This window comes from Actinomycetospora atypica (assembly GCF_042653685.1).
GTDB classification, from domain to species: domain Bacteria; phylum Actinomycetota; class Actinomycetes; order Mycobacteriales; family Pseudonocardiaceae; genus Actinomycetospora; species Actinomycetospora atypica.
Window position 1 is genome coordinate 1 of sequence record NZ_JBHSIV010000009.1, and the last position, 19957, is coordinate 19957.

The 19957-nt window shown below is 74.2% G+C and carries 21 protein-coding genes and 2 tRNA genes; 11 read left to right on the forward strand and 12 right to left on the reverse strand.

All coding sequences use genetic code 11. The features are described 5' to 3' along the window. On the reverse strand, positions 1 to 785 hold a 785-nt coding region (locus tag ACFPBZ_RS10520), incomplete at its 3' end, for a hypothetical protein (RefSeq protein ID WP_378035997.1). Positions 786 to 834: 49 nt separating this feature from the next. Beyond that, the gene (locus tag ACFPBZ_RS10525; RefSeq protein WP_378035998.1) at positions 835 to 1536 is read right to left on the reverse strand and encodes a DUF1707 SHOCT-like domain-containing protein; all 702 of its coding nucleotides are present in this window, start codon (positions 1534 to 1536) and stop codon (positions 835 to 837) included. Positions 1537 to 1553: 17 nt separating this feature from the next. Between ACFPBZ_RS10525 and ACFPBZ_RS10530 the strand changes: the two genes are divergently transcribed. Both ACFPBZ_RS10530 and ACFPBZ_RS10535 read left to right on the forward strand, forming a co-directional pair. Beyond that, a complete protein-coding gene (locus tag ACFPBZ_RS10530) occupies positions 1554 to 2513 on the forward strand; it encodes a DUF3048 domain-containing protein (RefSeq protein WP_378035999.1) in 960 nt (319 codons plus the stop codon). Between the two features lie 17 nt (positions 2514 to 2530). Continuing rightward, positions 2531 to 2704, forward strand: coding sequence for a CsbD family protein (locus ACFPBZ_RS10535; RefSeq protein ID WP_378036000.1), 174 nt, complete (start codon positions 2531 to 2533; stop codon positions 2702 to 2704). A 45-nt stretch (positions 2705 to 2749) separates the two neighbouring features. Here the strand turns inward: ACFPBZ_RS10535 and ACFPBZ_RS10540 are convergent, their stop codons facing one another. After that, complete coding sequence (locus ACFPBZ_RS10540) at positions 2750 to 2995, reverse strand: hypothetical protein (RefSeq protein ID WP_378036001.1); 246 nt, start codon at positions 2993 to 2995, stop codon at positions 2750 to 2752. Between the two features lie 340 nt (positions 2996 to 3335). On the opposite strand from ACFPBZ_RS10540, the gene ACFPBZ_RS10545 reads away from it, so the two are divergent. Both ACFPBZ_RS10545 and purU read left to right on the forward strand, forming a co-directional pair. After that, a complete protein-coding gene (locus tag ACFPBZ_RS10545; protein ID WP_378036002.1) occupies positions 3336 to 3644 on the forward strand; it encodes a hypothetical protein in 309 nt (102 codons plus the stop codon). A gap of 14 nt (positions 3645 to 3658) precedes the next feature. After that, on the forward strand, positions 3659 to 4507 hold the full coding sequence (gene purU, locus ACFPBZ_RS10550) for a formyltetrahydrofolate deformylase (protein ID WP_378036003.1): 849 nt from the start codon (positions 3659 to 3661) through the stop codon (positions 4505 to 4507). Between the two features lie 64 nt (positions 4508 to 4571). Here purU and ACFPBZ_RS10555 read toward each other — a convergent pair whose 3' ends face one another. After that, positions 4572 to 4721 carry a hypothetical protein gene (locus ACFPBZ_RS10555; protein ID WP_378036004.1) on the reverse strand — a complete coding sequence of 50 codons (150 nt, stop codon included), beginning with the start codon at positions 4719 to 4721 and terminating at the stop codon, positions 4572 to 4574. Positions 4722 to 4841: 120 nt separating this feature from the next. Between ACFPBZ_RS10555 and ACFPBZ_RS10560 the strand changes: the two genes are divergently transcribed. Then, the gene (locus ACFPBZ_RS10560; RefSeq protein WP_378036005.1) at positions 4842 to 5921 is read left to right on the forward strand and encodes a serine hydrolase domain-containing protein; all 1080 of its coding nucleotides are present in this window, start codon (positions 4842 to 4844) and stop codon (positions 5919 to 5921) included. 21 nt (positions 5922 to 5942) lie between these two features. Then, a complete protein-coding gene (gene mtnA, locus ACFPBZ_RS10565; protein ID WP_378036006.1) occupies positions 5943 to 6905 on the forward strand; it encodes an S-methyl-5-thioribose-1-phosphate isomerase in 963 nt (320 codons plus the stop codon). A 48-nt stretch (positions 6906 to 6953) separates the two neighbouring features. On the opposite strand, the gene ACFPBZ_RS10570 is transcribed toward mtnA, so the two are convergent. Then, on the reverse strand, positions 6954 to 7889 hold the full coding sequence (locus tag ACFPBZ_RS10570; protein WP_378036007.1) for an SDR family NAD(P)-dependent oxidoreductase: 936 nt from the start codon (positions 7887 to 7889) through the stop codon (positions 6954 to 6956). An 82-nt stretch (positions 7890 to 7971) separates the two neighbouring features. Between ACFPBZ_RS10570 and ACFPBZ_RS10575 the strand changes: the two genes are divergently transcribed. Beyond that, positions 7972 to 8499, forward strand: coding sequence for a TetR/AcrR family transcriptional regulator (locus ACFPBZ_RS10575; RefSeq protein WP_378036008.1), 528 nt, complete (start codon positions 7972 to 7974; stop codon positions 8497 to 8499). Positions 8500 to 8503: 4 nt separating this feature from the next. Here the strand turns inward: ACFPBZ_RS10575 and ACFPBZ_RS10580 are convergent, their stop codons facing one another. Beyond that, a complete protein-coding gene (locus ACFPBZ_RS10580) occupies positions 8504 to 9121 on the reverse strand; it encodes a proteophosphoglycan 5 (protein WP_378036009.1) in 618 nt (205 codons plus the stop codon). Between the two features lie 70 nt (positions 9122 to 9191). Between ACFPBZ_RS10580 and ACFPBZ_RS10585 the strand changes: the two genes are divergently transcribed. Next, positions 9192 to 10061 carry a sterol desaturase family protein gene (locus ACFPBZ_RS10585; RefSeq protein ID WP_378036010.1) on the forward strand — a complete coding sequence of 290 codons (870 nt, stop codon included), beginning with the start codon at positions 9192 to 9194 and terminating at the stop codon, positions 10059 to 10061. A 3-nt stretch (positions 10062 to 10064) separates the two neighbouring features. On the opposite strand, the gene ACFPBZ_RS10590 is transcribed toward ACFPBZ_RS10585, so the two are convergent. Then, positions 10065 to 11327, reverse strand: a complete 1263-nt coding sequence (locus ACFPBZ_RS10590; RefSeq protein ID WP_378036011.1) for an aspartate aminotransferase family protein — start codon at positions 11325 to 11327, stop codon at positions 10065 to 10067. A gap of 96 nt (positions 11328 to 11423) precedes the next feature. Between ACFPBZ_RS10590 and ACFPBZ_RS10595 the strand changes: the two genes are divergently transcribed. Next, positions 11424 to 13295, forward strand: coding sequence for a S9 family peptidase (locus ACFPBZ_RS10595; protein WP_378036012.1), 1872 nt, complete (start codon positions 11424 to 11426; stop codon positions 13293 to 13295). A 348-nt stretch (positions 13296 to 13643) separates the two neighbouring features. Here ACFPBZ_RS10595 and ACFPBZ_RS10600 read toward each other — a convergent pair. Together ACFPBZ_RS10600 and ACFPBZ_RS10605 are read right to left on the reverse strand one after the other, a co-directional pair. Beyond that, positions 13644 to 13716 (reverse strand) — tRNA-Arg (locus tag ACFPBZ_RS10600). A gap of 40 nt (positions 13717 to 13756) precedes the next feature. Continuing rightward, positions 13757 to 13846, reverse strand: a tRNA-Ser gene (locus ACFPBZ_RS10605). A gap of 188 nt (positions 13847 to 14034) precedes the next feature. Here ACFPBZ_RS10605 and ACFPBZ_RS10610 point away from each other — a divergent pair. After that, positions 14035 to 15066: an alcohol dehydrogenase catalytic domain-containing protein gene (locus tag ACFPBZ_RS10610; RefSeq protein WP_378036013.1), complete on the forward strand. Its 1032-nt coding sequence runs from the start codon at positions 14035 to 14037 to the stop codon at positions 15064 to 15066. 63 nt (positions 15067 to 15129) lie between these two features. Here ACFPBZ_RS10610 and ACFPBZ_RS10615 read toward each other — a convergent pair whose 3' ends face one another. Continuing rightward, entirely contained in the window at positions 15130 to 16803 is a 1674-nt protein-coding gene (locus ACFPBZ_RS10615; protein ID WP_378036162.1) for a phosphatidylglycerol lysyltransferase domain-containing protein, read from the reverse strand. 83 nt (positions 16804 to 16886) lie between these two features. Further along, positions 16887 to 17588: a dienelactone hydrolase family protein gene (locus tag ACFPBZ_RS10620; RefSeq protein WP_378036014.1), complete on the reverse strand. Its 702-nt coding sequence runs from the start codon at positions 17586 to 17588 to the stop codon at positions 16887 to 16889. 77 nt (positions 17589 to 17665) lie between these two features. Here ACFPBZ_RS10620 and hisC point away from each other — a divergent pair, with 77 nt between their 5' ends. After that, entirely contained in the window at positions 17666 to 18721 is a 1056-nt protein-coding gene (gene hisC / locus ACFPBZ_RS10625) for a histidinol-phosphate transaminase (RefSeq protein ID WP_378036015.1), read from the forward strand. Here hisC and ACFPBZ_RS10630 read toward each other — a convergent pair. After that, positions 18640 to 19830, reverse strand: coding sequence for an acyltransferase family protein (locus tag ACFPBZ_RS10630; protein WP_378036016.1), 1191 nt, complete (start codon positions 19828 to 19830; stop codon positions 18640 to 18642). The two genes, hisC and ACFPBZ_RS10630, sit on opposite strands and share 82 nt — an antisense overlap. Positions 19831 to 19957: the final 127 nt, after the last annotated feature.

Here is a 19957-nt window from a genome sequence, read left to right on the forward strand (position 1 = left end):
GTGCGCGCGCCGTTCGGCGGGGCCGACGGGCCGGGCATCCCCGGGGCGGGGCGCCGGCGCGAGCGGATGAGGCGGCGTTCCTTCGGGCCGGGCAGGCGGGCGGCGCGCAGGGCCTCGGGCAGCGCGGGCGGGTCGATGCACGCCTTCGGGCGGGTGGCGCGGACGGTGAGCTGGTGACCGAGCAGGAAGAGCCCGGCGGCGAGGGCCCCGGTCTCGAGGCCGATCAGCGCGAGCAGCAGGAAGAGCCCCGCCGCGACGAGCCACGTGGTCCGCCGCTTCGACAGGGGCCAGGGCCGGGTGACCGGCATGCTGCGCCGCCGCTCGACGTCGAGCGCGCCGACGTGCAGGGCCGCGACCGCGAGGGCGAGGAGGACGGCGGCGATCCCCGCCACCACCGCGATCTCCGAGCCCGACGAGGGCGTCGGCAGCCCGGCGTCGTCGAGCGCCCCGACCAGTCCGGTGATCGTCGTCCGGCGCTGGGCGGCACCGAGCCCGGCGTTCGCGACGACGAGGGCCGCGACCAGCGTGACGACGCCCGAGACGACTGCCAGGCCGAGGACGGTGGCCACGGGGTTGCCGGCCTCGCGGTGCAGGTGGCGCACGGCCCGACGACGCTCGGGTCCGGTGAGGCGGGCCACGCGCCCGGTCACCACGCGGTCGACCAGCAGGGCCTGGCGCCGGCGGGTGGCGAGGGCCCGGTGCAGCGGCGACATGAGCAGCGCCACCACCACGCCGACCCCGAGCGGGGCCAGGAACAGCACGCCGAGCAGAGGGTCGAGCGTCACCGCGTCCCCCCTCCGCTCCCGGTCCCACCCTGTTGGTGGGTCCCCGACGTTACCGCCCCGACCGGTCGGGCGGCGGAGCCTCGGGCCCCGCCTGTCGTCCCGGGCGTCGTCGGGACAGGACCCGGCGGGGCGCCTCGGCGGGCAGCGCCCGCAACCGCTCCCACCGCCCGCGCACCGGGTGGCGCAGCACCACGTCGCCGAAGGAGTGCCGTCCGCGCACCGACACGTGCAGGTCGCCCCGCTCGCGCTGGTGGACCGTCTCGTCGCGCACCGACCCGGCGGAGATGCGCAGGTCGTCCACGTCGACCGAGGCGCCCTCGGGCACGACGACGGTGGGGGTGCACATCCCCGTGGCGAGCTCCACCGCCACGACGGCCGTGGCGCACTCGGCCTCGGAGAAGTCGAGCAGGACCCCGCCGACCCAGCTGTGCACCCGCACCGTCGGGGGCACCTTCCAGTAGCCGCGCCGACTGATCGACCCGCCGAGGCCCGCCTCGAGGTCGAGCACGTCGGCGCCGTGCGAGGAGTGCAGCACGAAGCCCGGCAGGTCGGAGAGCAGGCCGTCGAGCTGGTCGCGGTAGCGGGCGGCCTGGGCGATCGCGGCCCGGTCGGAGTACTCGACCGGCGTGAGCCGCCCCGCGACCATCGCGCGCGCCAGCATCGCCGCGACGTCCTCGCGCTCGGAGTCCGACGCCCGTTCCCGGGGGGCCTCCGACGGTTCCTGCGCGCGGTGCGGGGTCTGGCGCGCCATGGGTCGATCATAGGCCGGTGGACGATCGTCGGACTGCCCTCGGCGTCGTCATCGCGCTCGCGATCGCGGTCGTCCTCGGGGTCGTCGTGCTCGCCCGGCCGGGCCCCGGGACGGCGTCCGCGCCCGCCGCGGGGAACGAGCGGGCCGGCTCGCCGCTGACCGGCGAGCCGGGCGACGCGGGACGGGCGGTGCTCGCCGTGAAGGTCGACAACTCGCCCGAGGGCCGGCCGTGGACGGGCGTGGGCGACGCCGACGTCGTCTACGTCGAGCCCGTCGAGGGCGGCCTCACCCGCCTGCTCGCCGTCTTCGCGTCCCGCCTGCCCGCGACCGTGGGGCCGGTGCGCAGCTTCCGCGAGTCGGACCTCGACCTGCTCGCCGCCTACGGCAGACCGGCCTTCGCGTTCTCCGGCAACGCCCCCGAGCTCGACGAGCAGGTGCGCTCGGCGTCGGTGGTCCCGCTCTCGGCGGAGCGGGTGGCCGGGCCCTACCGGCGCGCGCCGGACCGCCCCGTGCCGCACAACCTCTACGGCGACCCGGCCGCCCTCGTCGACGCGGCTCCGGGGGTCGAGGGTCCACGGGACGTCGGGTTCCGCTTCGGGGACCTTCCCGACGACGGCTCGTCCCCGGCCCCGGAGGCGACGGAGCGGGTGGGCCGCACCGAGGTGCAGTTCCGGGCCGCCGACGGCCGCTGGGACGTCACGGTCGGCGGGGCGCCCGCACCCGACGCGCACCCGGCGACGATCGTCGTGCAGCGGGTGCCGGTGCGGACCTCCGCCATCCGCGACGCGGCCGGGTCGCCGTCGCCGACCGCGGTCACCGTCGGCTCCGGTCCGGTGGACGTGTTCCGCGACGGGCGGCGCCTGTCGGGCACCTGGTCGCGGAGCGCGTCCGGCGCGCCGACCGCGTTCACCTCGCCCGACGGCACCCCGCTGCCGTTCGCCGCCGGACCGGTCTGGGTGCTCTTGGTGCCCGCCTGAGCGGGGTACCCGCAGGTATGGCTACCGGAGACAAGATCGACAACAAGACCGACGAGCTCAAGGGCAAGGCCAAGGAGACCGTCGGGAAGGCGCAGGACGACCCGGACCTGCAGGCCGAGGGCAAGAAGGACCAGACCAAGGGCAACATCAAGCAGGCGGGCGAGAAGGTCAAGGACGCCTTCAAGTCCTGACCTCGCGTCCCGACGACGGGTCGGGTCCCGATCCGTCGTCGGGCGTCAGTACCCCCGCGAGTGCCGCTCGCCCGCGAAGCCGTAGACCGGCGTGCCGTCGGGGTCGCGGCGGGCGAGGCGGTGCACCGCGAAGACGTTGACGCCCGGGATCGTGCCGCCGTTGACGCCGTCGGTGGGGGTGCGCGGCCCCTTCTCGACGAGCACGAGGTACTCCTCGGGCGGCGGCGCCGACTCGGTGACCCGCAGGTCGTGGTCGCCGGCGCACGGGCCGTCCTGCAAACGGATCCTCATCGGCTCCTCCTCCTCGCCCGCGGACATCGTGGCATGACGCGGGTTCCCCGGTGGGCGAGCGCACAACGCTCGGACGTCCGAGCACCTTGACGCGGAACGCGCGGGCGGAGGACGCTTCGGGTCGTCGATCATGCCCCCCGTGATCGACGACTGCCCGGTCGGTGTCCCCCCGCCGACCGGGCCCTTTCTTGTCCGGGGCAGCACCGGTCCGCGTGGCGCACGACACCCCCGGTTCACCGATCCGCCACCCTCCCGACGCCATCGGGCGTGTGAACCGCCCGGCGTGGGGCATCCTCGTCGCGGACGGCGACCCGCCCGGCGGACACGAGAGGCGGAGACAGTGGACGACGGCGAGACCGACAGGCTCCGCGACCTCGTCCACCGGGCCCACGAGGCCCTCGCGGAGGTGACCCGGCTGCAGGCCCGGTGCCCTCAGGGCATGGACCGCTTCGACTGGTCGGCCGACGTGCTCGACGAACTCGCCCGGGTCGCGCTGCAGGTCGGCGACGTGGCGGCGGAGATGACCGGCGGCGAGGACGACGACCTCGAGCGCAGCTCCCGCGAACTCGCCACGGCGATCGTCCGGAAGCGCAACGACGCCCTGGTCCCGCTGCGGCTCCCGCACCGCCGGCTGGCCCCGCGCCCCTGACTACCCTGCCGGGCGTGGACACCATCGGCCGGTTGCTCGTGCGCTGCCCCGATCGCCAGGGCATCGTCGCTGCGGTCGCCTCGTTCCTCTCGGCCTCCGGGGCGAACATCCTCTCGCTCGACCAGCACGCCACGGCCCGCGAGGGCGGCACCTACTTCCAGCGGACCGAGTTCGCGCTGCCGTCGGGCCGGCTCGACGGGCTGCGCACGGCCTTCGGGTCCGACGTCGCCCGGACCTTCGGCATGGACTACACGGTCACCGACACCGCGACCCCCAAGCGCGTCGGGATCCTCGTCTCCAAGATCGACCACTGCCTGCTCGACCTGCTCTGGCGGGCGCAGCGCGGCGACCTCGACGTGTCGATCGAGGTGGTGGTCTCCAACCACCCCGACCTCGAGGCCGCGGTCGCCCCGTTCGGCGTCCCCTTCGTGCACGTGCCGGTCACGCCGGACACGAAGGCCGACGCCGAGGCGCGCCAGGCCGAGCTGCTCGCAGGCCGCGTCGACCTCGTCGTGCTCGCGCGCTACATGCAGATCGTGTCCGGGTCGCTGCTGCAGGCCGTGGGCTGCCCGATGATCAACATCCACCACTCGTTCCTGCCGGCCTTCGTCGGCGCGGTGCCCTACCGCCAGGCCAAGGAGCGCGGGGTGAAGCTGGTCGGGGCCACGGCGCACTACGTCACCGAGGAGCTCGACCAGGGCCCGATCATCGAGCAGGACGTGGTGCGCGTCAGTCACCGCAACACCGCCGCCGACCTCACCCGCCTCGGCGCGGACGTCGAGCGCTCGGTCCTGTCGCGGGCCGTGCGCTGGCACTGCGAGGACCGCGTGGTGCGCGACGGGAAGACGACGATCGTCTTCTAGGGAAGCTGGGCACCGCTCGTCGGGCGGGCCCCGATCCGTCGCGCGTCGTCGTCGCGAGCCGAGGTCACCCGCTCGTCGTCACCACCACGGGACCCGCCACGGGAGCGGCCGGGGACGGGTCGGCGAGCCAGAAGGCCCCGACGAGCGCGGCGATCAGGAGCAGGACGACGACGGCCGGGGCGTGGGAACCGGCGGTGGCGGGCGGGGTCGACACGGGGTCCTCCTGGAGCGGTGGGGTCGCCCGTGCATCGCGCACCACCCGCCCTGCGTTGCCCCGGGTCGCCCGATCGGGCGGTTCGGTCCTGTTTCAGGACTGCCTGGTACGGTCCTCGTCATGAGCGAGCACCCGGACCGGTTCGCGGAGGTCGCGGCCGCAGCGGACGTCCCCGGCCTCGTCGCGCTCGCGGCCCGCGGGGACGACGTGCGGGTGGAGGTCCACGGCGACGCCCGCCGCGACACGCAGTTCCGCATCGCCTCGATCACCAAGCCGGTGGTGGCGGCGGTCGTCGGGATGCTGCTCGACGAGGGGGCGCTGGCGCTCGACGAACCCGTCGACCGGCTGCTGCCCGAGCTCGCCGACCGCCGGGTGCTCCGCGCCCCCGACGCCGCGCTCGACGACACCGTGCCCGCCGTCCGCCCGATCTCCGTGCGGGACGTGCTGACCTACACCACCGGCTACGGCATGACGACGGAGATGTTCGCGGCCGACCCGCCGTGGCCGCTGGTGGACGCGATGACCTCCGGGCGCCTGAACATCATCGGGCCGCCCGAGCCCGACGTCCCGCCCGACCCCGACACCTGGGTCGCCGAGTTCGCCCGGCTCCCGCTGCTCGCCCAGCCCGGCGACCGCTGGCTCTACCACGCGTCGGGCCAGCTCCTCGGCGTCCTGGCCGCCCGCGCGGCGGGGACCACGCTGCCCGAGCTCCTGCACCGCCGGGTGTTCGAGCCGCTCGGGATGACCGACACCGGCTTCACCGGCGACCCGGCGCGCCTGGCCACTGCGTACTCCGGCGACGAGGTCTGGGACCCGCCCGCGGGCCGGTGGTCGCGGCCTCCCGCGTTTCCTGACGCCGCCGCCGGCCTCGTCTCCACGGCCGACGACCTCCTCGCGTTCGCCCGCTCGCTCTCCGGTCGCCCGCCCATGACCCGCGACCAGCTCTCCGCGGAGCAGCGGGCGACCGCCCAGGCGTCGGGGTTCCTGGGCGACGAGGCCCTGAGCTGGGGGTACGGCGTGTCGGTCACCGTCGACGGGCCCCGGGCGGGGTCGTTCGGCTGGGCCGGCGGGCTGGGCACCAGCTGGACCGTCGACCCGGTCCGCGACCTCGTGGTCGTCGTCCTGACCCAGAAGCTGTTCGCCGGGCCCACCGACCTCGGGCTGCACACCGCGCTGGTCGAGGCCGCCTACGCGCGCTGACGCGGTGGGAGGATCGGACCCGTGCAGAACGTCGACTGGTCCCCCGACGGCCCCGCCGTCGTGCTGCTCGACCAGCGGGCCCTGCCCGGCGAGACCTCGTGGCTGACCCTGCGCACGGTCGACGAGGTCGTCGACGCGATCCGGTCGCTCGCGGTTCGCGGCGCCCCGAGCCTCGGCATCGCCGGCGCCTACGGGGCGGCGCTCGCCTGCGCCCTCGATGTCCCGGAGCAGGCCGACCGGGTCGCCTCCGCCCGGCCCACCGCGGTGCCGCTCGCGCTCGGGGTGCGCCGCGTGATGACGCGCGTCGACGACGGGCCGGAGGCCGTCCTGGCCGAGGCCCACGCGGTGGCGCGCGAGGCCGTCGTCGTGAACGCCCGGGCCACCGAGCGGGCCGCCGACCTCCTGCAGGAGCTGCACCCCGGCCCGCTGCGGGCCCTGACCCTCTGCAACACCGGCGACCTCGCGTGCGGGCCGGGCGGCTCGGCCCTCGGTGCGCTCCTGCGCCTGCACGAGCGGGGCGCGCTCGCCGAGGTGCTGGCCTGCGAGACGCGCCCGCTGCTGCAGGGATCGCGGCTGACGGTCTGGGAGCTCGCCGCCGCGGGCGCCCCCCACCGGCTGTGCGTCGACTCCGCGGGGCCGGCCGCGATCGCCTCGGGCCTGGTCGACGCCGTGCTCGTGGGCGCCGACCGGATCGCGGCGAACGGCGACACCGCGAACAAGATCGGCACCTACTCCCTGGCCTGCGCGGCGGCCCGGTCCGGCGTCCCGTTCCTGGTGGTCGCCCCCGAGGAGACGATCGACCCGACGACGCCCTCGGGCGCCGACATCGTGGTCGAGGAGCGGGACGGCGACGAGGTCCGCACCCTCGGCGGGGTCCTGACGACGGTCGCGGGCACGCCCGTCTACAACCCGGCCTTCGACGTCACGCCCGCCGACCTGATCACCGCGATCGTCACCGAGAAGCAGGCCTGGCGCCCTGCCTGAGTGTCAGCACTGCGGCCATGCTGACACCCAACGTCACGATCGCCGCCGTCACGGGGAGACCAGGGCCTCCGACACCGTCCAGAGCCGCTCGGCGTTCCCCGGGTCGAGCGCGTAGGGCGCCACGCCGTGCCGGCCGTCGGACTCGCCGCGCCCCGCGAGCACCGGGGCCTCGTGGCAGTCCTCGAAGTATCGGCCACCGACTCCCTCGAGCAGCGGGGAGACCGCGCAGAGCACCGAGGTCGCCGCGCCCTGCTCGACGGTCTTCAGGCTCTCGCTCGCCCCCGCCGCCCGGCGGACCGCGAGCAGCGCCTCCATGTCCACGTGCCGCTGCAGCCCGGTGGCGATCCCGCCCGGCATCAGGGCATTGGCGGTGATCCCGTCGTCGGCCCAGCGGCGGGTGGCCTCGACGGCGAACAGCACGTTGGCGGTCTTGGACTGGGCGTAGGCGATCCAGGGGTCGTAGACGACGAAGTCGAAGGTGAGGTCGTCGAAGAGCACCGGCAGGCGCAGGTGTGCCGAGGACGACACCGCCACGACGCGGGCGCCCCCGGCCGCCGCGAGCGCCCGGTGCAGGCCGGTGGCCAACTGGAAGTGACCGAGGTGGTTCGTCGCGAACTGCGCCTCCTGGCCGTCGACGAGGATGCGCTCGGGCAGGGCCATCACCCCGGCGTTGTTCACCAGCAGGTGCAGCGGCCCCTCCCAGGCGTCGACGAAGGCGGCGACCGAGGCTCGGTCGGCGAGGTCGAGGGGCCGGACGTCGACGCGTCCTCCCCGGGCACGGAGGTCGTCGGCGACCTTCTCGCCGGCGTCGGTGTCCCGCACGGCGAGGGTGACCTCGGCGCCGTGGTCGGCGAGGGTCCGCGCGGTCTCGACGCCGATGCCGGACGAGGCGCCGGTGACGACGGCCCGCTTCCCGGTGAGGTCGGTCCCGGCGGCGACCTCGTCCGCGGTGGAGGACTCGTCGAAGGGGGTCTGGATGGTCATGGTCGTACTCCCTGGAAACGTAGGGTCCCTACGATTGCAGTTCGACCGTACCACCGAAACGTAGTCGCACTACGCTTGTGCCGTGCCCCGTGCCGACGCCCGCGCGAACCGGGCCGCCCTCCTCGCGAGTGCGGCCGGTCGGTTCGCGTCCGACGGCCCGGACGTCGCGCTGGAGAAGGTCGCCCGCGACGCCGGCGTCAGCATCGCGACGCTCTACCGGCACTTCCCGAACCGCGAGGCCCTCGTCGCGGCCACCTACGCGCGGGAGATCGCGGACCTTGCCGAGGTCGCCGACGACTCCTCGGGGTCGGTCGCGCTCGCGCGCTGGCTCCTGCGCTTCGTCGAGTTCGCGCGGACGAAGCGGGCGCTCGGCGACCTGCTGCACGCCCCCGGCGCGGACCACCCACCCGCCCGCACCGTGATGCTCGACGCCCTCGACCGCATCCTCGTCCGGGGCAGGGCCGACGGGTCACTGCGCGACGACCGCGACCCCGCGGACGTGCTCGCCCTGCTCGCGGGCCTCTGGACCCTTCCCGACGACGAGACCTGGCCGGTCCGCGCCGACCGGCTCGCGGGCTTCGTCCTGGACGGGCTGACGACGCGGAACTGACCGGTCAGCCGCGGAACGCCGCGGCCGCCGCGACCCCGGCGTCGGGGTCCCACTCCGGGACGTCCGCGACCGCGCGCAGCTGCTCCGGCGTGATCGCCGCGTCGGCCGCGATGAGGGCGTCGACGGCCTCGGGCCGGACCGGATGGGGCGCCTCGTTCTCGACGAACTCGACGATCATCTGCCGGCACCGCTCGTCGTCGACGAAGACCGGGTGCAGCGAGGCGAACCCGTCGGAGAGCTCGTAGGGCGCCCGCGACCAGCCGGAGCCGTCCCACCCGTAGACGAAGCCGACCCACATCTCGCGCGCCATGCCGTCGACGGCCGGCGGCTCCCACCAGGCCGGGGCGCCCGCGAGCAGGTCGGTCTCCTCCTCCTGGAAGTACGTGGCCGCCTCGCGGAAGTAGGTGTCGGAGTACTCGTGGTCGTTCCCGACGAGCACCGCGCGGCCGTCCCCGAGCAGGTGCAGGTCGGCCCAGTTGCCGCCGCCGTCGTCGTAGTGCCAGCGGCCGGGCTCGGCGTAGGCGCCGCGGCCCCAGCCCCGGGCGCCGAGGATCGCGGCGAACGCGGCCCAGCGGCCGCGCATCGTCGTCGGGGAGGGCAGGTCGACCGGGACGAGAGTCATGCGCGGCATCCTGGCGTCACCCGATCCGGTCGGCGCAGGGGGGAACTACCCGGTTCGGCACAATGCCGCCATGTCGGTCCTCCGGGATCCCCTCACGGTCGCGGTGCCGTTCTTCATCGCCTTCGTCGTGCTCGAGGCGGTGTCGTTCGCCGTGTTCGCCGACGACGACCTCCGCGGCTACGACGGCCGCGACACGGTCACCAGCGTCGTCAGCGGCATGGTGGCGCTGCTGGTCAACACCGTCGCGCGGGGCGTGGCGCTGCTCGGCTACGCCGTCCTGTACGAGCTCACCCCGCTGCGCCTCGACCCGTCGAGCCCGTGGACGTGGGTCGGTGTCCTGCTCGGCGTCGACCTGCTCTGGTACTGCTACCACCGCACCGCGCACCGGGTCCGCCTCGTGTGGGCCGCCCACCAGGCGCACCACAACAGCGAGTACTTCAACTTCTCCACCGCGGCGCGGCAGAAGTGGAACCCCTGGTTCGAGATGCTGTTCTGGGTGCCGCTCCCCCTTCTCGGCGTGCCGCCCTGGATGGTGTTCACGGCCTTCTCGATCACGCTCGTCTACCAGTTCTTCGTCCACACCGAGCGGATCGACCGACTCCCGCGGCCGGTCGAGTTCGTGTTGAACACGCCGTCGCACCACCGCGTGCACCACGCGAGCGACCCCGAGTACCTCGACCGCAACTACGGCGGGATGCTCATCGTCTGGGACCGGCTGTTCGGCACCTACGCCGAGGAGCGGCACCGCCCCCGCTACGGCCTCACCACGCCGCCGCCCACCCGGAACGTGGCCGGCCTGCAGTACCACGAGTTCGCCGCGATCTGGCGCGACGTCCGGGCGGCGACGACGTGGCGGGAACGCCTGGCGCACGTGTTCGCGCCGCCGGGCGGACCCGTCGTCGAGCAGGCCCCCGTCCGTCCCGCGGTCGTGGACCGCTGAGGGTCAGCCGCGGACGGACGTGAGCGCCTCGTCGATGATCGAGACCCCGCGGTCGATCTCCTCCTCGGTCGCCGTCAGCGGGGGTGCGATGCGGAACGTCCCACCCATGCCGGGCAGCTGGACGATGTTGACGTGCAGGCCGAGCCCGGCGCACCGGGCCGTCACGGCCGCCCCGAGCTGATCGGCATCGGCACCCCCGAGCTCGAGGCCAACCATCAGCCCGCGCCCCCGGACGTCGGCCACCACGTCGTGCGGCAGAGCCGCCAGCCCCTCGCGCAGCCGGGTCCCCAGCTCCTGCGCGCGGAGGTCGAGACGGTCGCGGCGCAGCACGTCGAGGACGGTCAGCCCGACGGCGGCCGGGAGCGGGTCGTTGACGTGGGTGGTGAAGAAGAGGAAGCCGCGCTCGTGGGCGCGCTCCTCGATCTCGGCGCTCGTCACGACGGCCGCCAGCGGCAGACCGGCGCCGAGGGTCTTGGAGAGCGTGAGGATGTCGGGGACGACGCCGTCGCGCTCGAAGGCGTACCAGTCGCCGGTGCGGCACAGCCCGGTCTGGGCCTCGTCGACCACCAGCAGCATGCCCCGCTCGTGGCACTTGTCGCGCAGGGCGGCGAGGTAGCCGGGCGGCAGGTCGATCACCCCGCCCGAGCTGAGGATCGGCTCGACGATGCAGGCGGCGAGCGCCCCGACCGACTGCGCGTCGACCATCTCGAACCCGAGGTCGAGCTGGCGGCGCCAGTCGAGGTCGCCGTCGGCGTCGACGATCGAGGGACGGAAGCGGTCGGGCACGGGCAGCGCGTAGTTCCCCGGCGCAGCGGGTCCGTAGCCGACCCGGCCGGCGCTGTAGGTCGCGTTCGCCGCCGCGAGGGTCATGCCGTGCCAGGACCGGGCGAACGACACCACCTCGTGCCCGCCGGTCACCAGCTTCGCCATCCGCAGCGCGGCCTCGTTGGCCTCCGCGCCGGTCGTCAGGAACACCGCCTTCTCCAGCGGCGCGGGCAGCGTGGCGACGAGCTCCGCGGCGAGGTCGAGGACCGGGCGGCTCAGCATCCCGCTGTGCAGGTGGTCGAGGGTCCCGACCTGCTCGCGGACCGTCGCGACGATCTCGGGGTGGGAGTGCCCGAGGATCGCGCTCATCTGGCCCGACGTGAAGTCGAGCAGCTCCCGGCCGTCCTCGGTGAACACCGAGCTGCCCGCCGCGCGGGCGATCACGTCCGGGGCGAAGGAGCCCCGGCCCGAGTACCGGATGAGCTGCTTCTCGTCGGCCACGCCTGCGCATGCTTCCCGACGACGGCCGGTGCGGGCCAGGGCTACCGCCGGGTCCGCCCTTGACCGTGCCGCGACGGCACGGTGTCCGCTGGTGCCATGACACCGCTGATCCCCGTCGAGGACCTCGTCTCCCCGCCCGAGCGCACCGGCGCGACCCTCTCGCCCGACGGCACGCGGATCTCCTTCCTCGCGCCGTGGAAGGAGCGGCTCAACGTGTGGGTCGCCGGGGTCGACGACCTCGACGGGGCCCGCTGCGTGACCGCCGACGACACCCGCAGCATCCTCGACCACCGCTGGGTCGACGACCGGTGGCTGATCTACTCGCAGGACAGCGCGGGGGACGAGCACTTCCACGTGTACCGCGTCGACCTCGCCGACCCGGACGCCCCGGTCGTCGACCTCACCCCGTTCCCCGGCGCCCGGGTCTTCGGCCACGACCTCCCGGTCACCCGCCCGGGCAAGCTCCTCGTGTCGATGAACCACCGGCGGCCCGACCGGATCGACCTGTGCGAGATCGACGTCGCCACCGGGGACCTGACCGTGCTCGTGCCCGGCGACGGGACCTTCGGCGCCACGATGGTCGGGCCCGACGACGACGTGTACGGCATCGGCCAGGACGACGAGGGCAACTGGACGGTCGAGCACCGCGCCCCCTCCGGCGACGTCCGGACGATCGCCGTCCTCGACGCCGCCGATCACCCCACCGGCCCGTTCCCGACGACGCTGACCCCCGACGGCACCGGGCTGTGGATCGCCCGGCACGGCCACACCGACCGGTTGCGGCTGGTGCACCTCGACCTCGCGAGCGGGGTCGAGACCGAGGTCGCGGGCCATCCGGAGCACGACCTGGATACCCGGGGCCAGGTCTTCCCGACGTTCCCGTCGCCGCTCGTCCGCGACCGCGGCGGCGAGCTGCTCGGGGTGCGCTACTCCCGCGAGCGCCAGGTGATCGTGCCGGTCGACGACCGGTTCGCGGCGGTGCTCGAGCGCCTCGGGGCCCTCTCGGACGGCGACCTCGGCGCGATCTCGACCGACACCGACCGCCGGCGCTGGCTGGTGTCGTTCGTCCACGACCGGGAGTGGGGCGCGACCTGGCTCTACGACCACGCCACCGGGGACGCCCGGCTGCTCTTCCGCTCCCACCCGCACCTCGACCCCGACGACCTCGCGCCGACCACCCCGGTGACCGTCCGCGCGCGCGACGGGCGCGACCTGCCGTCGTACCTGACGATGCCCCTCGACGCCGGCGACGGTGCGGTCCCGATGGTGCTGGTGCCCCACGGCGGGCCGTGGACCCGCGACGCCTGGGGGCACGACCCGGTCGCCCAGCTGTTCGCCAACCGCGGCTACGCGGTGCTGCAGGTCAACTTCCGCGGCTCGACCGGCTTCGGACGGGCGCACATGCAGGCCGCGATCGGTGAGTTCGCGGGCGCCATGCAGGACGACCTGGTCGACGCCGTGCAGTGGGCCGTCGCGCAGGGCCACGCCGACCCGGCGCGGGTGGCGATCTTCGGCGGCTCGTACGGGGGCTACGCCGTGCTGACCGGGGTCACGCGCGACCCGACCCTGTTCGCCGCGGCCGTCGACTACGTCGGCATCTCGAACCTCGCGACGTTCATGCTGGCGCTGCCCGAGGCGATCCGGCCGGCCCTGCACGACAACTGGCACGCCTACGTCGGCGACCCGGAGGACCCGGCCGCGTACGCGGACATGATCGAGCGCTCGCCGATCACCCACGCCGACCGGATCGTCACGCCGCTCATGGTGTTCCAGGGCGCGAACGACGTGCGGGTGCCGCAGTCGGAGTCCGACACGATCGTCGAGTCCCTGCGCCGCCGCGGCGTCGAGGTCGCCTACCGGGTCTACGCCGACGAGGGCCACATCTTCAGCCAGACCGAGAACCTCGTCGACATGTTCCGCGCGACCGAGCGCTTCCTCGCCGAGCACCTGGGCGGGCGCACCGCCTGACAGTCCGTCGGTCCCGAGGGAGTCGCCTCGCACCCGGCGAGGGCTCGGCGAGGGCTCGGCGAGGTGCATGACGACTCCCTCGCGGCCGCCCCCGCGACAGAGGACAGCGCGACCGGCGCGGCGCGTGGCGTTGCGCCCCGCACACGGCCGGCGAGGTCGACGCCGGGACGACCCGGCGTTGCGTGCCGCAACGCGGGCAGAGCCACGCGCGTCGTCGGCCGACCGTGTGCGTCGCGCAACGCTCCGGCCGGCCGGACCACCCCGACCTGGGGTGTCCCGGCGCGACCCCCAGACACAGAGAAGGGGCCACCGGACCCCGGTGACCCCTCTGACCCGCTCGTTCGTGTGTGCGCCCGAAGGGATTCGAACCCCTAACCTTCTGATCCGTAGTCAGATGCTCTATCCGTTGAGCTACGGGCGCAGGTACTTCAGTTGTACGGCAGGCTAGTCGCCCGCCGCAGCGGAGGCTCCGGGATTTGAACCCGGGATGGGGGGTTACCCCAAACCGCATTAGCAGTGCGGCGCCATAGACCAGACTAGGCGAAGCCTCCCGTGGCCCTGGGGCCCACCGGGAGAAGACATTACACGGGCCCCGCGACCGCTTTCACGGGCACCCCCACCCCCGGAGACACCTTCCCGGGAGCTTTCGGTTGCGCGCAATGTGACACGTGCACACCTCCGCATGGCCCCGCGGACCGCCCGGGTAGCCGACGGCCAGGCGATACGAGGAGGACACGCAGTGAAGGCCACTCTCATCTACGGCGCAGGCGACATCCGGGTCGAGGAGGTCCCCGACCCGAGGATCGAGAACCCGACCGAGGCGATCGTCCGGATCACGCACTCCTGCATCTGCGGCTCGGACCTCTGGCCCTACAAGAGCGCCGAGGCCGGCGACACGGGCTCGCGCATCGGCCACGAGTTCATCGGCGTGGTCGAGGAGACCGGGTCCGACATCAGCCGCCTGCAGAAGGGCGACCTCGTCGTCGCCCCGTTCTTCTACGCCGACGGCACGTGCGAGTACTGCCGGGCCGGCCTCACCACCGCGTGCCCCAACGGCAGCGCGTGGGGCGCCGAGACCGACGGCGGCCAGGGCGAGGCGGCCCGCGTGCCCTTCGCCGACAACTCCCTGATGAAGCTCGACGTCCCGCAGGACTCCGAGCTCATGCCGAGCCTGCTGACGCTGTCCGACGTGTTCGGCACCGGCCACCACGCCGCGGTCTCCGCGCGGGTCGAGCCGGGCAAGGACGTCGTCGTGGTCGGCGACGGCGCGGTGGGCCTGCTGGGCGTGCTGGCCGCGAAGCGCCTCGGCGCCGAGCGCATCGTCCTGATGGGTCACCACAAGGACCGCACCGACCTCGGTCGCGAGTTCGGCGCCACCGACGTGGTCGCGGAGCGCGGCGAGGAGGGCGAGCAGAAGGTGCGCGACATCCTCGGCACCGACGGCGCCCACTCGACCATCGAGGCCGTGGGCTACGACCAGTCGCTCTCGACCGCGCTGAACGTGACGAAGCCGGGCGGCTTCGTCGGGATCGTCGGCGTCCCGCAGAGCGGCACGATCCCGAACGCCGGGCGCAAGTTCTCGGCCAACATCACCGTGGCCGGCGGCGTCGCCCCGACGCAGGCCAACATGCACGAGCTCCTGCCCGACGTGATGGACGGGAAGATCCAGCCCGGCCGGGTCTTCGACCGGACCATCGGCCTCGACGAGGTGCCCGAGGGCTACCGCGCGATGAACGACCGTGAAGCCCTCAAGGTCCTCGTCCGGCCGTAGAGGTGCGCTCCGCGCTTGTGAGCAGTAATCCGTGCCCTGGCACGGAGTAGTGCTCACAGGTGCTCACCTCCGGAGCAACCTCAGCAGCGCGGGCGGCCTGCCCCCGTAGCCCTCGGCCTCGAAGGCCGCGACGGCGATCCGGGGCAGGTCGCGCACCGCGTCGAACACCAGGAACCGCGGCACCCACGTCGGCGCGAACCGGGCGTTGAACCGGTAGAGCGTCTCGATCTGCCACCAGCGCGACGCGATCCGCAGCAGGCGGGCCCAGAGCCGCGCGACGGGGCCCGCGCCGATCCGCTCCCCCCGCTCCAGGGCCGAGCGGAACACCGCGAAGTTCAGCGACACCCGGTCGACGTCCAGCGCCCGGCAGGCCGCGAGCAGGTCGGTGATCAGCAGCTCGTTGAGCCCGTTCTCGGTCACGGCGGGGTCGCGGATCATGAGGTCGAGCGAGAGCCCCTCGGTGCCCCAGGGCACGAACTGCAGCAGCCCGCGCGGCTGCCCGTCCTCGACGGCCACCACGACGACGGCCTCCGGGTCGGCCCGGGCGTCGCCCACGCGGGAGAGCGCCATGGAGAACCCGCGCTCGTCGGGCCCGCCGCGCCACTGCTCCACCTTGGCGCGCAGCTCGACGAGTTCGTCGGCGGGAACGTCGCGGACGCGGCGCACCGTCGTCTCGTAGCCCGCGCGCTTGATGCGGGACACGGCCTGGCGCACGGTGCGCATCGCGCGGCCCTGCAGGGAGAACGTGGCGACGTCGACGATCGCCTCATCCCCGAGCTCGAGCGCGTCGAGCCCGGCCTCCCGTGACCAGACGCGGGCCCCGGTCTCCGAGCAGCCGAGGACCGCGGGGACCCAGCCGTGGCGCCGGCACACCGTCACGAACCCCTCGATCGCGCCCGGCCACGCCTCGACGTCGCCGACCGGGTCGCCGGAGGCGAGGGCCACGCCCGCCACCACCCGGTAGGCGACGGCCGCCTTGCCCGACGAGGAGAACACCACGGCCTTGTCGCGGCGCAGCGCGAAGTAGCCGAGCGAGTCGGCGCGGCCGTGGCGCTCGAGCAGCCCGCGGATGCCGGCGTCCTCGTCGGGGGTGAGCTCCGGGCGCGGTTCGGCCGAGCGCAGCAGGAAGTATCCGCCCACCAGCACCGTGACGATGCCGAAGGTGAGGCCGACGGCGGAGGTGAGGTCGTCGTACCAGGGGAACCGGAACTCGACCGGCCCCTCGACGCCGATCAGCGACAGCAGCGAGTGCAGCAGCCGCTCCCCGACCGAGGGGCGCCCGACGAGGAACGACGGCCGCACCAGCAGCAGCATCGCGCTGACGATCACCCAGCCCGCGACGATCAGCTGCACCACCAGCCGAATGGCGACCCCCCGACCGACCGGGTCGGGGACCGCGTCGAACTCGCGGCGGGTCACGACCAGGCCGACCAGCAGGACGATCGCGACCACCAGCGGCGCGACCGGATGTCGCCCCAGCAGGTGCGACCCGACGATCACCACGCACAGCAGGACCGCCAGCTGCCAGGCCCGCCGCTTGCGTCGACGCAGGCCCGTGGCGAGCAGGATCAGCCCGACGCCGGCCGTGGCGAGGACGACCGTGCCGACGAGGGAGGCCTCCACCGGCAGGCCGAACCACGCCGCGGGCTCCAGCCGTTTCCGGGCGGACGGCGCGAAGATCGAGATGATGGAGAGCAGCCCGACGATCCGCGCGGACCAGACGACGACGCGGGCGATCCGCGTCCGTCGGCGCCGCTCGCGCCGGACGTGGCCCTCGTTCCGCTCGTCGGACGCCGCCGGCGCCGACCCCGTCTCCCTCGTCACCGCATGTGCGCGTCGAACCAGTTGAGCACCCGGCTGCGGGCCTCCACGCTCGTCCCCTCCTCGGCGGCCTCGTCCATCGGGTCGGACCTGATCGGGGTGTCGGAGTCGTCGAAGCGGTGCTCCGCGGCCGGGTAGACCACGACGTCGACCACCGCGCCCGAGGCGTGGGCGGCCTCGCGCAGCCGGTCGACGTCGGCGGAGTCGACCGGGTCGCCCGACTCGCCGTAGAGGCCGAGCCACGGGCACGTCAGCTCGCCGACCACGTCGAGCAGCGCCGGGAGCCCGTCGGCCAGGGGCCGCTGCACCCCGGCGGCGGCCACGGTCACCGCCGCGCCCAGCGTCCGCTGCGAGGCGACGACGAGGGCGGCGGTCGCCCCCAGGTCGAAGCCCAGGACGCCCATGCGGTCGGCGGACACGCCGTGGTGGGCCAGCCAGCCGAAGGAGGCGTCCGAGTCGGTCAGCACGGACTCGCCGGAGACCACGTCGGCCGAGCCGGTGCCGTGGAACAGGTCGGGGGCGACCGTCAGCCAGCCCTCGCCGGCCAGGCCGGCCACGATGGCCTCGGTGCGCTCGGTGACCCCGCGGGAGGAGTGCAGCACGACGATGCCGCCGCGGACCGGCGCACCCTCCGGCTCGCCGACGGTCACCGCGAGCTCGGTGTCGTCGACCAGCGGGATCATCTCCGTACGGGTCGTCATGGGCAGCAGCCTTCCATGCCGTGACGTCGGCGCACCGTACGGATCTGCCGGGCCGCACGCCGCATTACGGTGGGTGCGTGAGCAGCCCGACGCCCCTGCGTCCCGATCTGTCCGCTCTGCCCGCCTACGTCGCCGGTCGCACCGTCGCCGGGGCGGTCAAGCTCGCGAGCAACGAGGTCGCGCTCCCCCCGCACCCGCACGTGCAGCAGGCCGTCGCCGAGGCCGTGGCGCTCGGCAACCGCTATCCCGACATCACCGTCAGCGCCCTCTCCCACCGGCTCGCCGACCACCTCGGGGTGGCCCCGGAGCGCATCGCGGTGGGGTGCGGGTCGGTGGCGCTGTGCGGGCAGCTCGTGTCGGCGGTCTGCTCGCCGGGCGACGAGGTCGTGTTCGCGTGGCGCTCCTTCGAGGCCTACCCGATCGTCTCGGTGATCGGGCACGCGACGCCCGTGCCGGTCCCGAACACCGCGGCCCACGGGCACGACCTCGAGGCGATGCTGGCGGCGGTCACCGACCGCACGCGCCTGCTCTTCGTCTGCAACCCGAACAACCCCACCGGCACCGCGCTGCGTCGCGCCGAGCTGGTCGACTTCCTCGCGCGGGTCCCCGAGCACGTGCTGGTGGTGCTCGACGAGGCCTACCGCGAGTTCGTCTCCGACCCCGACGTGCCCGACGCCCTCACCCTGCTCGACGCGCACCCGCACGTCGTCGTCCTGCGCACCTTCTCCAAGGCCCACCGGCTCGCGGGGCTGCGCGTCGGCTACGCGGTGGGCCCGGCCGACCTGGTGGCGGCGCTGAGGAGCGTGTCGGTGCCGTTCTCGGTCTCGAGCCCCGCCCAGGCCGCCGCGATCGCCGCCCTCGACGTGCTCGGCGAGCTGGAGGCCGACGCCCGGGCGACCGCGGAGGAGGTGGGCCGGATGGCCGCGGCGCTGCGGTCGGCCGGCTACGAGGTGCCCGAGACGCAGGCCAACTTCGTCTGGCTCCCGCTGGGTGACCGGACGCAGGACTTCGTCGCGCACGCACTCGACCACAAGGTCGTCGTGCGGGGCTTTCACCCCGACGGCGTGCGCGTCTCCGCCGGCGCCCCCGAGGAGAACGACCTGTTCCTGGCGGCCGCGGCCGCCTTCTCCTGACGAACCTTCAACTGGCGACGCCTCGTGAGCACCCGGTGGGCCGGGCGCTCGACGAGGCGGGTCAGCAGCCAGCCGAGCAGGAAGGCCAGCGCGACGACGCCGAGGAGCCGCGCCCAGCCGGTCACGCCCAGGTAGTCCTGCGCGAGCCAGGCGAAGAAGTAGCCGATCTGCTGGTTCAACAGGTAGACGCCGTAGGAGACGCCCGCCGCCCAGCCGATGATCCGCGGCAGCGGGCCGACGCGCAGGAAGTCCCAGTCGGGGCCGAGCGTCGCGGCGGCCACCAGCAGGCAGGCGATCGCGAGGACGATCGCCGAGTCGACGTCGGGGGTGATGATCGCCTCGGCGAGCACGCCGGCCGCGGTGATCGCGGCGAGGTGGGTCAGTGAGATCCGGCGCCGGCTCGCCATCCACATCGCCAGGCCGATCGCGAAGAGCTGCCAGCGCCAGATGACGAAGCCGTCGACGACGACCGCGAGCCAGCCGGTCGCGAAGGTCGAGAGCAGCACCGGGGTGACCACCCCGGCCCACGCGAGCAGCGGCAGGGCGGCCGGGCGGCGCCAGAAGTCCCGGCCGAGGACCCCCACCGTGATCGCGACGAGCGAGAACACCCCGAGCTGCAGCGGCAGCGTCCAGTAGGAGTGGTCCATGTAGGTCACGGCCGGGTCGAAGCTCTGGACGAGCAGCAGGTTCCCGACGAGGTCGCGCACGCCGGGGCGCCAGTAGCCGTAGTCGGCGGCGAGGAGCGTGGCGCCGTAGGTGATCAGCACCGCGACGAGGTAGGCCGGCAGCAGGCGGGCCAGGCGCTGCCACCACCAGCGCCCCGGAGGGCGCCTGGCGACGGTGACGCAGACGAAGAAGGCCGAGACCACCATGAGCGTGTTCGCGCCCGCCTCGACGCCCCAGGTGAACGGGGGCGGCGCCAGCCACGGCATCACGCCCTGGGCGGTGTAGGTCGCGTGCTGCACCACCACCGACACCACCGCGAGCACGCGGATGACGTCCCAGGAGATGCGGCGCTCGCCCGACGAGGCCGGCTGCAGCAGGCGCCCACCGGGGGCGGCACTGCTCCGCGGCGGGGCGGCGGCCGGTCGCTCGTCGAGGATGGTCATCGCGGCCGGACGCTACGGAGGGCTTCTGAGTGGTCGCTGAGAGCTTCCTGCGTGGCGGGTGAGCAGCCGCCCCGGACGGGTGACGTCGGCCGCACCGGCATCGTCGTGAAAGCGGGACGAGTCGGGT

Coding starts and splice junctions, on each gene's coding strand:
- ACFPBZ_RS10535 (WP_378036000.1), top strand. CDS start 2,531: ATGGCTACCGGAGACAAGATCGACAACAAGACCGACGAGCTCAAGGGC.
- ACFPBZ_RS10540 (WP_378036001.1), bottom strand. CDS start 2,995: ATGAGGATCCGTTTGCAGGACGGCCCGTGCGCCGGCGACCACGACCTG.
- ACFPBZ_RS10630 (WP_378036016.1), bottom strand. CDS start 19,830: ATGACCATCCTCGACGAGCGACCGGCCGCCGCCCCGCCGCGGAGCAGT.
- ACFPBZ_RS10595 (WP_378036012.1), top strand. CDS start 11,424: ATGACACCGCTGATCCCCGTCGAGGACCTCGTCTCCCCGCCCGAGCGC.
- ACFPBZ_RS10620 (WP_378036014.1), bottom strand. CDS start 17,588: ATGACGACCCGTACGGAGATGATCCCGCTGGTCGACGACACCGAGCTC.
- ACFPBZ_RS10580 (WP_378036009.1), bottom strand. CDS start 9,121: ATGACTCTCGTCCCGGTCGACCTGCCCTCCCCGACGACGATGCGCGGC.
- ACFPBZ_RS10585 (WP_378036010.1), top strand. CDS start 9,192: ATGTCGGTCCTCCGGGATCCCCTCACGGTCGCGGTGCCGTTCTTCATC.
- ACFPBZ_RS10525 (WP_378035998.1), bottom strand. CDS start 1,536: ATGGCGCGCCAGACCCCGCACCGCGCGCAGGAACCGTCGGAGGCCCCC.
- ACFPBZ_RS10570 (WP_378036007.1), bottom strand. CDS start 7,889: ATGACCATCCAGACCCCCTTCGACGAGTCCTCCACCGCGGACGAGGTC.
- ACFPBZ_RS10560 (WP_378036005.1), top strand. CDS start 4,842: ATGAGCGAGCACCCGGACCGGTTCGCGGAGGTCGCGGCCGCAGCGGAC.